Source organism: Shewanella youngdeokensis, assembly GCF_033180165.1.
GTDB lineage: Bacteria > Pseudomonadota > Gammaproteobacteria > Enterobacterales > Shewanellaceae > Shewanella > Shewanella youngdeokensis.
In genome coordinates this window covers 49255-62068 of sequence record NZ_CP136522.1, presented here as the reverse complement: position 1 = coordinate 62068, position 12814 = coordinate 49255, and the positions used below count along the sequence as shown (strand labels likewise).

At 42.8% G+C, this 12814-nt stretch carries 9 protein-coding genes and 1 pseudogene; 7 read left to right on the top strand and 3 right to left on the bottom strand.

The annotated features are described in order from the left end of the window. Positions 1-4: 4 nt before the first annotated feature. Complete coding sequence (gene waaA, locus RGE70_RS00260) at positions 5-1273, bottom strand: lipid IV(A) 3-deoxy-D-manno-octulosonic acid transferase (protein ID WP_310469558.1); 1269 nt, start codon at positions 1271-1273, stop codon at positions 5-7. A gap of 179 nt (positions 1274-1452) precedes the next feature. Here waaA and RGE70_RS00255 point away from each other — a divergent pair, with 179 nt between their 5' ends. The 5 genes and pseudogenes from RGE70_RS00255 (at position 1453) to glpG (ending at position 6016) form a co-directional block, all read left to right on the top strand. After that, positions 1453-2115 (top strand): TetR/AcrR family transcriptional regulator, encoded by a 663-nt coding sequence (locus tag RGE70_RS00255; protein WP_310469557.1) that lies wholly within the window; start codon positions 1453-1455, stop codon positions 2113-2115. Positions 2116-2473: 358 nt separating this feature from the next. Continuing rightward, positions 2474-3670, top strand: a complete 1197-nt coding sequence (locus tag RGE70_RS00250; protein ID WP_310469556.1) for a glycine C-acetyltransferase — start codon at positions 2474-2476, stop codon at positions 3668-3670. Between the two features lie 91 nt (positions 3671-3761). Beyond that, positions 3762-4786, top strand: a pseudogene (tdh, locus tag RGE70_RS00245) (L-threonine 3-dehydrogenase). A 68-nt stretch (positions 4787-4854) separates the two neighbouring features. Then, entirely contained in the window at positions 4855-5163 is a 309-nt protein-coding gene (gene glpE, locus RGE70_RS00240) for a thiosulfate sulfurtransferase GlpE (RefSeq protein WP_310469555.1), read from the top strand. Between the two features lie 13 nt (positions 5164-5176). After that, positions 5177-6016 carry a rhomboid family intramembrane serine protease GlpG gene (gene glpG / locus RGE70_RS00235; protein ID WP_310469554.1) on the top strand — a complete coding sequence of 280 codons (840 nt, stop codon included), beginning with the start codon at positions 5177-5179 and terminating at the stop codon, positions 6014-6016. Positions 6017-6056: 40 nt separating this feature from the next. Here glpG and elbB read toward each other — a convergent pair whose 3' ends face one another. Further along, a complete protein-coding gene (elbB, locus tag RGE70_RS00230) occupies positions 6057-6710 on the bottom strand; it encodes an isoprenoid biosynthesis glyoxalase ElbB (RefSeq protein WP_310469553.1) in 654 nt (217 codons plus the stop codon). 385 nt (positions 6711-7095) lie between these two features. On the opposite strand from elbB, the gene polA reads away from it, so the two are divergent. Next, a complete protein-coding gene (polA, locus tag RGE70_RS00225; protein WP_310469552.1) occupies positions 7096-9849 on the top strand; it encodes a DNA polymerase I in 2754 nt (917 codons plus the stop codon). Between the two features lie 776 nt (positions 9850-10625). On the opposite strand, the gene yihA is transcribed toward polA, so the two are convergent. After that, entirely contained in the window at positions 10626-11282 is a 657-nt protein-coding gene (gene yihA, locus RGE70_RS00220) for a ribosome biogenesis GTP-binding protein YihA/YsxC (protein ID WP_310469551.1), read from the bottom strand. 169 nt (positions 11283-11451) lie between these two features. Here yihA and RGE70_RS00215 point away from each other — a divergent pair, with 169 nt between their 5' ends. Further along, a complete protein-coding gene (locus tag RGE70_RS00215; protein ID WP_310469550.1) occupies positions 11452-12072 on the top strand; it encodes a c-type cytochrome in 621 nt (206 codons plus the stop codon). Positions 12073-12814: the final 742 nt, after the last annotated feature.

The window sequence follows — 12814 nt, the reverse complement described above, 5'->3', positions numbered from 1 at the left end:
TGGTTTAAGCCTTTTCTAGCAAAGACTCAACTAACGCAAACTGCTTTTCTAGTGCTCCTCGATTTTGCGCTATCACCAACTTACTGGCATCACTTGCCGACTGGTATGCCAATTTATCGGTAAACAAATCTTCCAAGACTTGCGCTAACTGCGCGCTGGATTCAACAACCTTTAGCGCTCCCTGTGCCACTAACAGCTCAGCTATTTCGTTAAAGTTCCAGTGATGAGGCCCAACCATAACCGGCAGGCCAACAGCTGCAGGCTCCAGCGGGTTGTGCCCACCACTCTCGATTAGCGTGCCGCCAACAAAAGCTTGATCCGCAGCGGCATATAACGTTAGTAATTCCCCCATGGTATCACCCACAATCACTTGAGTATCCGCTGTCACTGCCTGATTATGGCTTCGCCTAGCCACCAGCAAGTTAGCTTGCTCAACGGCCGCAGCTGCGGCATCAAATTGTTCTGGGTGCCTTGGTACCAGTATCATTAACGCTTCAGGGTAGCGCTGTAAAAGCAAGGTATGTGCCTGCAACATCAACTCAAATTCACCAGGATGCACAGAACCCGCCACCCAAACTGGACGCTGCTCTGCCTGCCAGCCAGCACGCACCGCTTTAGCCGCATCAATACGTTTTTGGTCAATCGAAATATCAAACTTAAGGCTGCCACAAACAGCGACCTTGCCTTTGTTTACCCCTAAATTTATAAACCGGGTAGCAGCAGAATCCGATTGAGCCGCTATCGCGTCAAGGCTTTGCAACATAGGTAGGCTCAAACGATGGCGCTTTTGATACCCTTCGGCTGACTTTTGCGATAATCGAGCATTAGCGAGTACCACGCTCGCACCACTCTTTTTCAGGTAATGCACTAAATTAGGCCAAAGCTCTGTTTCCATAATAATGCAAGTTTTCGGAGCTACCTGTTTTACAAACCGCCGGCTACACCAAGCAAGATCGAACGGTAAGTAACAATGCTGCACTTTTCCCCCTAACGCTCGTAGCACTTCGGCAGAACCGGTTGGGCTAGTCGTAGTTACAGTGATCGTAAGGTGCGGGTAAGTCGCCATGATTTGCTTTATCAGTGGAATAGCCGCTATCGTCTCACCCATTGATACACTGTGCAGTAAAAGATCGGTTGCTTTTACGCTTTTCAAGCCAAACCGTTCATCCCAACGGCTACGATAATCAGCACTTTTAAACGCGCGCATAGCTAAGTACACCAATAACAACGGAGAAATAAGGTAGAGCAGTGCAGAATAAAGGCGACGATTCATGATTTTTTTGACTTTGGTGAGTTTTACTTGAAGAATTTAATCAATGCTAACATGATAGTCATAACTTAACGTAGATGCCTAACCGAGAAAGTGTAGAGTTGCTCGCGCATTTTTTACCGCCAAGCCACACGCTAACGACATTTAAGCTATTTATTGGATATTAATCATTTAGGATGAATATGAAAACCCGAGACAAGATAGTACAAACCAGCTTAGCGTTATTTAATCAGCATGGCGAAAGAGCTATAACCACTAACCATATTGCAGCGCACCTGAATATAAGCCCTGGCAATCTTTACTATCATTTTCGCAATAAAGAAGACATTATTCGCTCTATTTTTAGTCTTTATGAACAGCATTTAGAGTCCGGCTTCCAGCCTTATGTCGACCAAAAGGTCGATATCGACCTATTAATTGGTTACTTTGATGCCATGTTTTACACCTTGTGGCAATTTCGTTTTATGTACGCCAACCTTGCCGATATTCTCAGTCGTGACGACACATTGAAAAAGCGCTACGTGCAAGCACAACAAGATGTACTTGCTCGCTCAATCGATGTGTTGACCAAGGTATCTGAGGAAGGGACTTTAGCTATAAACAAAGATGCCATTGCACCGTTAGCAGAGACCATGAAAATGCTTGTCAGCTTTTGGATCAGCTATCAATTGACCCTAAGCCAATCATCTATTGGTTCCATCACCAAAGAATCTCTTTATGAAGGGCTACTAAGGGTGATAATGATCTTTAAAGCCTATGCTCCCCCCCATTCTGTAGCCACATTTGAAAGGCTAGAAAAACATTATCACACTATGGCACAAGACTCAGATATACCCGCTCTATAGCAGTGATCCTGTTGATAAGGCAAACAACCCCAATACTGAGTCATTTGCCTTATCAATAAATAATTTACAGCCAATTCTACGTTTGTCGCGTTCTCCGCCTTTAACTCTACGCCTAAACGTCTTTTGTCAGGCAGATGCTTAACATCCAAGCGTATTGAAGTTGTAACGTTGCGACTACCAAGCATTCAATACTCAAAAACTAAAACACCAATTAGTTTAACTAATCCGAAACATGTTGAAGACCTAAACAACCTTATCTCGTTATCACACTTAAAAAAAGGCTGTAGAGCGAGCCTATTTAAGGTTAAAATGCCGCCACTCCAATAATCAAAAACAATGCTCATCAAGGAGAATTCTGGTGGCAAAAACCTCATTCTACGACCAAATTAATCAACAACTTGCCGATGTAAAAGCCGAAGGCCTTTATAAGAGTGAGCGCGTTATTGTTTCTCCTCAACAAACTGAAATATCTGTCAATGGCGATGAAGTTATTAACTTTTGTGCCAATAACTATTTGGGGTTAGCTAACCATCCTGAGCTAGTTAAAGCAGCGCAAGATGGACTTGATGCCCATGGTTTTGGCATGGCTTCTGTAAGGTTTATCTGTGGTACACAAGATATTCATAAACAACTAGAAACGAGTTTGAGCAGCTTCCTTGGTATGGAAGATACTATTCTTTACTCTTCATGCTTTGACGCCAACGCAGGTTTGTTTGAAACACTATTAAACGCAGAAGATGCCATTGTGTCTGATGCGCTCAACCATGCATCCATTATCGATGGAGTGCGTTTATGTAAAGCCAAACGCTTCCGCTACGCTAATAACGACATGGTAGATCTAGAAGCTCAATTGAAAGCGGCCAAAGCTGCTGGTGCGCGCAATATTCTTATCGCAACCGATGGTGTGTTTTCAATGGATGGGGTCATCGCAAACCTAAAAGGTATTTGCGATCTGGCCGACAAGTACGATGCTTTAGTTATGGTTGATGACTCTCACGCCGTGGGTTTTGTGGGCCAAGAAGGTCGTGGTACCCATGAATTTTGTGAGGTTATGGATCGTGTCGACATTATTACCGGCACACTGGGCAAAGCTCTGGGCGGCGCGTCTGGTGGATTCACATCAGCTAAAAAAGAAGTGGTTGAGTGGTTACGTCAACGCTCACGCCCATACTTATTTTCAAACTCTTTAGCCCCTTCAATTGTGACGGCTTCAATTCATGTACTTGAAATGCTTAAGACCGGTCAAGATTTACGTGAAGCCGTGTGGGAAAACAGCCGTTATTTCCGTGAAAAAATGTCAGCAGCAGGCTTTACGTTAGGCGGAGCAGATCATGCCATCATCCCGGTTATGATTGGGGACGCAAAACTGGCCGGTGACTTTGCTAACCGCCTGTTAGCCGAGAACATCTATGTGATTGGTTTCTCATTCCCTGTAGTTCCAAAAGGCCAGGCGCGTATTCGCACACAAATGTCTGCGGCTCACACTAAAGCGCAAATAGATAAAGCGATTGAAGCCTTTACCCGTATCGCAAAAGAAATGGGCATTATCGGCTAAATAATACAACAATAAGGCGACATCAAACTGCCGCCTTAACCAAATTCAATTTGCTGACCGTACCGAATATACGGCCAGCCATAGGTTAACCATGAAAGCTCTTAGTAAATTAAAGCCAGAAACTGGCATTTGGATGGTTGATGCGCCTAAACCAGAAATGGGCCACAATGACCTTCTAATTAAAATTCGTAAAACTGCCATTTGTGGTACCGACGTTCATATCTACAACTGGGATGAGTGGTCACAAAAAACCATTCCCGTACCAATGGTTGTCGGGCATGAGTATGTTGGTGAAGTGGTCGATATGGGCCAAGAAGTCCGTGGTTTTTCAATAGGAGACCGCGTCTCAGGTGAAGGTCATATTACATGCGGCCATTGCCGTAACTGTCGTGGTGGTCGTACACATTTATGCCGTAATACCTCAGGCGTGGGAGTTAACCGTGAAGGGGCGTTTGCTGAGTATTTAGTGATCCCTGCATTTAATGCTTTTAAGATACCCGATGATATCTCTGACGATTTAGCCTCTATTTTTGATCCATTCGGTAACGCTGTTCATACTGCATTATCGTTTGACCTTGTCGGCGAAGACGTACTAATTACAGGTGCAGGACCTATTGGTATTATGGCCGCTGCAGTATGTCGCCATGTTGGTGCTCGCCATGTTGTGATCACTGACGTGAATGAATATCGCCTTGAACTTGCAACAAAAATGGGGGCTACTCGCGCTGTCAACGTTGCTAAAGAAAGCGTAGAAGATGTTATGGCAGAGCTAGGTATGACCGAAGGCTTTGACGTTGGTCTTGAAATGTCAGGCGTACCGTCTGCGTTTCATTCAATGCTAGATACCATGAACCATGGTGGCAAAATTGCAATGCTCGGTATTCCGGGGGAGACATGGCAATTGATTGGAGCCAAGTGATTTTCAAAGGATTAATCATAAAGGGAATTTATGGTCGTGAGATGTTCGAAACTTGGTACAAAATGGCGAGTTTAATTCAATCTGGTTTAGATATTTCGCCAATTATCACCCATCACTATAATATTGATGACTTCCAGCAAGGTTTTGACGCTATGCGCTCAGGCCAATCTGGAAAAGTGATTTTAAACTGGGACTAGCACTACAATTATTGGGGCAAGCATCTTGGCCTGCCCTTCATTTGATGGATCAAACAAAAAGGGTAACTATGTCGACGTTCCAACACTTAAGCGTAAATCAACTGCTCCACATGCAGGGATCTACAGCAGAACTTCAAATTGTTGATATACGAGACGCAGCTAGTTTTGCTGCCGGACACATTGATACCGCTTTTAACCTCAACAATGAGAACATCAGCCACTATATTGCCGAAGCAGATATGGACCAACCCATCATTGTTGTTTGTTATCACGGGATCAGCAGTCAAAGTGCCGCCACGTTTTTAAATGAGCAAGGCTTTGATGATGTTTACAGTTTAGATGGTGGCTATAGCGCATGGCATCAAGCTAACGCATAGATAGGAATTATTGATGTACGAAATCGGCAGTCTACCCAATGAAAGAGCAGCGCAAGCACTGATTGACTACCTCAAAGGACAAGGCATTAGCTGCGCTCTGACCCACAAAGAACAGGGGGTTACGTTAACCGTCCACAATCAAACACACCTTGTACAAGCCCAACTAGAATACCAAGCCTTTATCGCTAACCCTTATGATCAAAAGTACCTAGCAGCATCGTGGGATCACGGTAGCGCCAATACAAAGCTCGATTATGGCAGCCCGAACCTATTGCTTGTCAGCCAGTTTTTAACTGGAGCTGGCCCACTAACCTTAGTGGTATTTTTTGCTTGCGTTATCATTTATATCGCCATGAACCTTGGCCTTTCTAACCCTATTTTTGAAGCGCTGTCATTTTTCGGTGCAACCTCACCGGCCTCATTTAGCGAAGCTTGGCGAATATTCACCCCAAGCCTTCTGCACTTTTCAGCCATGCATATTATCTTTAATTTATTATGGTGGTGGTACTTAGGCGGGAAAATTGAAAACAAAATTGGATTCAAACCACTGTTTATCATACTTATTGTCGGCGGAACTCTACCCAGTATATTGCAATATTTTATTGCTGGACCTTACTTTGGCGGGTTGTCAGGCGTGGTTTATGCCGTCGTTGGCTACACATGGATAATGGGGGTAAAACGCCCAGAAGCCGGTATTGGCCTTCCACCTGCGTATATTGGCTTTATGTTACTTTGGCTAGTCTTTGGCTTTACCGACATGTTCGGCCTTTCCATTGCTAATGGAGCACATGTTGGTGGATTACTAGTAGGTATAATACAAGGCTATATTGGCAGCTGTAAGTCATACTCATGAGCTCTAAGGCACTCGAATACTGAGTGCCTATCTTAAAAAATCAAGCCATATTCAACACGCTTGCTACCAGCTTAGTGATACCGTTATGCACCTCTACGATATTGTCTGCCAGCATATAGGCTGGCGTACTCACAACCTTATTAACCTCATCAACAACAATATCATCCACCTTAGTAATTTGGTGCTGTCCACCTTGCAACTCAAACGCTGCGGCAGTATGAGGATCGGAGCCAATAGTTCCCAACACACCAGCTTCATAGCATTGTGGGATCATAACTGGCGCAATGCACATAAAGCCGACGGGCTTACCAACTTGCGTGAACTGTGTAATAAACCGCTTAACACCAGAATCAATAATTAATTCAGCTCCTGCCACAGCAAAATTGCATAAATTTTTCGCCGCACCAAAACCACCAGGAACAACTAAGGCATCAAACTCATCAATTTTCATGTCGGTTAGCGGCTTCACTTCACCACGAGCAACTCTAGCCGACTCGACCAAAACATTGCGCTGGTCAGCTTCATCAATGTCACCCGTCAAATGATTAACCACATGCAACTGTGCGATATCTGGCGCAAAACATTGATAACTAGCACCGGAACGAGCAAGCTCCAACAAGGTTAAAACAGACTCATGTATCTCCGCCCCATCGAAGACGCCACAACCACTCAAAAGCACAGCGACTTTTTTCATTAGAATCTCCATTTATATATCATATTGTTTTAATAAACTTGTAACAAACCACTTGATCAGATTAATTATCGTGCTAAGTTATGTCTGCACTTTATCAAACGGTGCTTTTTTAACCAAGGATATAATTTGCAATTAGAGTTAAAATAAAAAGTCCACATTTTTCCTTTAATTACTCAAAACAACACCTAGTTCACACTTTTAGATTTACCTGCTAAATTTCAATAACTTATAAACAGGCGTTTTTTCGACTGAAAAGTCGTAAATGCAAGTTTTCCTGTTCCATGCACAGAGTTATCCACAGGCGCTTCAGTATTTATTCATGGCTGAAACAGCCCTGATATGGCATGCTAGCGCCATCATCGAAATGCGATAACGAATACATATTATGCCTAAAATTGCCGACAACCCTTTAGTTCTTGTGGATGGTTCTTCATACCTTTACCGCGCCTATTATTCTCCCCCACATTTGACAAACTCTAAAGGTGAAGCAACCGGAGCTGTCTACGGGGTGATCAACATGCTGCGCAGCCTGCTGAATCAATACAATCCTAGCCAAATGGCCGTTGTTTTTGATGCTAAAGGCAAAACATTTCGAAACGATATGTATTCGGAATACAAAGCGCAGCGCCCACCAATGCCTGATGACTTACGCGGGCAAATAGAGCCTCTGCACAGAATCATCAAAGCGTTAGGCTTACCACTAGTGTGTATTCCTGGCGTTGAGGCAGATGATGTTATCGGTACGATTGCAACTCAAGCCAGTAAAGAAGGTCGTGCGGTATTAATTAGTACTGGCGATAAAGACATGGCTCAATTGGTAGATGATAATATCACGCTAATTAATACCATGACCAACACGATTATGGGGCCTGCAGAGGTCACCGAAAAGTTTGGAGTTGGCCCAGAGCTCATTATTGACCTTCTCGCACTGCAAGGCGATAAAGCCGACAACATACCAGGGCTACCAGGTGTTGGTGAAAAAACGGCACTCGCAATGCTAACTGGTGCCGGGGGAGTAGATAAAATCTTAGCGGCCCCTGAAAAAATGCCTGAACTCGGTTTTCGCGGCTCCAAAACCATGCCAGCTAAAATCATTGAACATGCTGATATGCTCAAGCTCAGTTATGACCTAGCCACCATAAAGCTCGATGTTGAACTTGAACAAGAATGGCAATCACTCACAATTGAGCCTGCTAACAAAGACGAACTCATTAAATGCTACGGCGAAATGGAGTTTAAACGCTGGCTTGCTGAAGTGTTAGACAACAAGCCAGGCGCAAGCACATCAAGTAAAGACACTGATGAAGCCATTGTTAAGCAAGACATCAAAATTGAATACGACACTATCTTGTCAACACAGCAATTAGATGACTGGTTAGTAAAGCTTAACAACGCAGAATTAATAGCTATCGACACAGAGACAACCAGCCTCAACTACATGACAGCTGAGCTCGTTGGACTCTCATTTGCAGTAGAAGCTGGCAAAGCGGCCTATTTACCATTAGCGCACGATTATGATGATGCTCCAGAACAACTGGACAAAGCACTTGTACTAGAAAAGCTCACCCCAATACTTGAAAACCCAGCAATAAAGAAAGTGGGTCAAAACTTAAAGTATGACATCAGCATTTTAGCCAACGCGGGGATCACACTGCGTGGTGTTCAATTCGATACGATGCTTGAATCATATGTTTTTAACTCTGTCGCCTCTAAGCACAATATGGACGACTTAGCGCTTAAGTACCTTGGCCATAAAAATGTCAGTTTCGAAGACATTGCTGGCAAAGGCGCTAAGCAAGTCACTTTTAATAAGATTCCTTTAGAAACAGCAGCACCATACGCAGCTGAAGATGCCGACATTACTCTACGCTTACATCAACATTTGTGGCCTCGACTAGAAAAACAGTCAGAATTGGTCAGTGTATTTACCGATATAGAGCTACCATTGATTAATATTTTGTCGTCCATTGAGCGCCAAGGTGTACTCATTGACAGCATGCTGTTAGGACAACAAAGTGAAGAGTTAGCAAGAAAAATTGATGACTTAAAAGCCAAAGCCTATGAGATAGCCGGACAAGAATTTAACCTTGCTTCACCCAAGCAGCTACAAGAGTTATTTTTTGAAAAACTAGGCTACCCTATTATCAAAAAAACGCCAAAAGGCGCACCATCTACTGCCGAAGAAGTACTGATCGAGCTAGCATTAGACTACCCGCTGCCAAAAATCATTCTTGAACACCGCAGCCTAGCAAAGTTAAAGAGTACTTATACAGATAAGTTACCGTTAATGGCTGATGCCAAAACGGGCCGGGTGCACACCAGCTACCACCAAGCAAATGCTGCCACAGGTCGCTTATCGTCCAGCGAGCCTAACTTACAGAACATACCAATTAGAACAGAAGAAGGTCGCCGCATTCGTCATGCATTTATAGCACCTGAAGGCAAAAAAATTCTCGCGGCCGATTACTCTCAAATAGAACTGCGAATTATGGCTCATCTATCTCAAGACAAGGGCCTCTTGACAGCATTTGCTGAAGGAAAAGATATCCATAAAGCCACTGCAGCCGAAGTATTTGATGTCGATTTCAGTGAAGTTACCACCGACCAACGTCGCCGTGCAAAAGCCGTTAACTTTGGCCTTATTTACGGTATGTCTGCATTCGGGTTGGCCAAACAACTTGATATTCCTCGCGGCGAAGCACAGCGCTATATCGACACCTACTTTGAGCGTTACCCTGGTGTATTAAAATACATGGAAGAAACTCGTGCTACAGCAGCAGATCTCGGTTACGTATCAACGCTGTATGGGCGCCGCCTGTATTTACCAGCGATTAAAGACCGTAATGCTATGCGTCGACAAGCTGCAGAGCGAGCGGCAATTAACGCGCCTATGCAAGGTACTGCTGCCGATATCATCAAAAAGGCAATGATTGATGTTGCTCACTGGATTGCAACCGAAACCAACGGTGAAATAACCATGATCATGCAAGTACACGATGAATTGGTGTTTGAAGTGGATGCGGCGCTAGCTGAAACGTTACAAGCTAAAATTTGTCAATTGATGGCAGCAACAGCAAGTCTGGATGTTGAACTACTTGCAGAAGCTGGCTACGGTGACAACTGGGAACAAGCTCACTAACCCATAGCAAGCTGAGTACAAAAGGTTCGTACCGAGCCTCCGTAGGGTGCCTTGACTATACAATGCACCCTATGGGTACTTTTCCTAGCAAGAAATTCACTTTCAGCAAACCAATCTAAAAGCTTCACCTGAACACCTAATCTATCAAGTATAAATTAAAAGTCTTGCCACAATTTAAACTATGCCGACAGCATAAAAGTGCTTAACCGCTCCCCAACAAACATAACTAATCGAGGAATAACAGGTATATCCCGCCTGTTTAGCCAAAGCTTAATTAAGCTACTGTTTTTAAATTATTACTTATGAAAAACTGCACAATACGTGTATTTTTCCTACATTTTTCGTGAGATCACCGTCACATTATTGTGTGTTTTTTGCAAATACTGTTTTTCATAAAACGGTTAATAGGGTAATATTCGTTTCGTAGGGTACAGAGGTTAAGATGTTCTATCTTTCAGACCTTTTTTAAATTCACTGCCTTGTAGTGGATTGCCAAATTATGGCGCCCCAGCGAATTTCATTTGCTGGGGCTTTTTTTCGCCCAAAATAAATTTTAGAGTAATTACTTTAAATACTATAAGGAAAAGGTTATGCTTCATTTATCGAGTGCTATCAACTTAGTTTGATAGATCTTGAGTCTTGTTGAATTTAGCTTCTCCCCAAAAGAGCTAATTTATGCCGATGGTATTTCCGTCGGTTTTTTTTTGCCTATCGCTCAACCATTAGGCAAAAAAAACGCCCCTAAATAGGAGCGTAATATCAACGTCAGTTAAACGTTATTCTTGTTCAGCTTCCGCTTCCAATTGTTGTAACAACCATTCAGGTTTACACCATTGGTCTAAAATAGCTAACGCTTTATTTTTACCAATCCCTTTTAATGAAGAGAAAGGCTCAACCTTAACTGCATCATCAAAATGGCTAAGCTTTTTACGCACCTCATTAACCATTTTCATTCTGTCACTTTGCCCAAGCTTGTCAGCTTTAGTTAGCAACGCCAGAACAGGAATATGACTTTCAACCGCCCACTCAATCATTTGCATATCAAGATCTTTCAATGGATGACGGATGTCCATCAGTACGACTACCCCACTTAAACAATCACGTTTAAGTAAATACTCGCCCAGCGCCTGCTGCCACTTCTTCTTTAACGCTAAAGGAACTTGAGCAAAACCATAGCCAGGTAAATCAACTAAACGGCGATGCTTATCAAGTTTAAATACGTTTATAAGCTGAGTTCGGCCCGGCGTTTTACTTGTACGGGCAATTTTCTGCTCCGTTAATAAATTGAGCGCACTAGACTTGCCCGCGTTTGACCGACCCGCGAAAGCAATTTCCACCCCAACATCACCAGGAAGGTATTCATCTAAGTGTGCAATGTCTGGTGCACTTATTAAAAACTCTGCTTTACGGAAGTCGATACGAGATTCATTCACAATTAACTCCAAAAATTTCTCAACTAACTTTACTAAATATCGAAGAGTTGCTTACATTTTCACAATTTCGTGTAAAATATTACCTCGATCACATAAAATACATTTTATCATGCTTGCGGGTCTCCCTAGTAAGCTCAGGACAAATATTTTAATAAGAAGTTGGAACGCCATGAAAAAATTAGCTCTTGCGCTATCTATTTTAGCCACAATGTCTTCACCAGTAATGGCCGAAGGCGATGTAGAAGCCGGTAAAACCAAAGCCATTGTTTGTTCTGCTTGCCACGGTGTTGATGGCAACAGCCCTATAGACATGTACCCCAAACTTGCTGGCCAACAAGTAACCTACCTCAAAAAGCAACTACATGATTTTCGTAGCGCTGCAAAATCTGGCGGTAAAGATGGCCGCGCAGACCCAGTTATGGGTGGCATGGCAATGATGCTAACAGACGAAGATATTGTAAATATTTCAGCTTTCTATTCAAGCCAAACTAAACAACCTATCAACGTTAAAGACGTACCAACTTTAGGCGAAAAACTCTATAAAGGTGGTGACGCCGAGCGCGGTATTACAGCCTGTATTGCTTGTCACGGTCCGAGTGGGCAAGGCTCTGAATCGGCGGGCTTCCCAGATGTATCTGGTCAGCATGCTAATTACATCAAAATTCAACTTAATAAATTCCATGATAGTAGTCGAAATAATGACTTAAATGGCATGATGCAAGACGTCGCTAAAAAGTTAAATGCCACCGATATTGAAGCTCTGGCTGCGTATATGTCCAACCTTAAGTAAATATTAGCCTAATACTAAGGACTATGAATTAGTCCTTTTCTATTTAATGACTAACATTTACGTAAACTTTAACCAAAATCAAAACTTGACAGAGATCACGGTTTTAGGTTTAATGAGTCCCGTACCGAGATAAACCCGACTGAGTAGAGCCAAAATTACAATAATATCTATCAGATTTCGGTACTTAGACATTTAAGATATAAGAATAAATTAACTTAATAATAATAATACTTTTAGGCCACTCAGCATAAATGAGTCGAGATTTCAGCTTGAAGTCCAGGTCGTAAAATTTAGTAAGGATTGGTTCGGAAGACCAAAACGCTGTTTAGCATTAAACCTTACATTCAGAGAAACGCGCAACAGTATGAGATTGTTTATAGGATATAAACAATAGCCAAAAAGCGTAAGCTTGGAGGCACTCAAAGGGAGCAAGTTGTCACTGGAGGCTACAAACTAACACGGATGGTTACTTAGGCGTCATTGGATAGACGATTAGATTGTGATGTGTCGTAAAGACCATCTACGGAAACTGTGGTCAGGATGGCAACAGAATTTAATAAAGTGTCAAGAAGACCATTAACTAAAATTATCTGCATGGAAAGCAGCAAAAAATAAGATGGATTTGACCGGGATAGTCACTAGTAAGTACGGAAGCTTGATATAAGAATTGGTGCAATTTGCACTTTCTATAGGCGACAGTTTATCTGTCGCCTTTTTTATTGTCTGAAATTTTCCCTATTGT

Bases quoted from the DNA above. Each gene is read 5' to 3' on its own strand.
- waaA (WP_310469558.1), bottom strand. From the start codon at position 1,273: ATGAATCGTCGCCTTTATTCTGCACTGCTCTACCTTATTTCTCCGTTG.
- RGE70_RS00255 (WP_310469557.1), top strand. From the start codon at position 1,453: ATGAAAACCCGAGACAAGATAGTACAAACCAGCTTAGCGTTATTTAAT.
- glpE (WP_310469555.1), top strand. From the start codon at position 4,855: ATGTCGACGTTCCAACACTTAAGCGTAAATCAACTGCTCCACATGCAG.
- glpG (WP_310469554.1), top strand. From the start codon at position 5,177: ATGTACGAAATCGGCAGTCTACCCAATGAAAGAGCAGCGCAAGCACTG.
- elbB (WP_310469553.1), bottom strand. From the start codon at position 6,710: ATGAAAAAAGTCGCTGTGCTTTTGAGTGGTTGTGGCGTCTTCGATGGG.
- polA (WP_310469552.1), top strand. From the start codon at position 7,096: ATGCCTAAAATTGCCGACAACCCTTTAGTTCTTGTGGATGGTTCTTCA.
- RGE70_RS00215 (WP_310469550.1), top strand. From the start codon at position 11,452: ATGAAAAAATTAGCTCTTGCGCTATCTATTTTAGCCACAATGTCTTCA.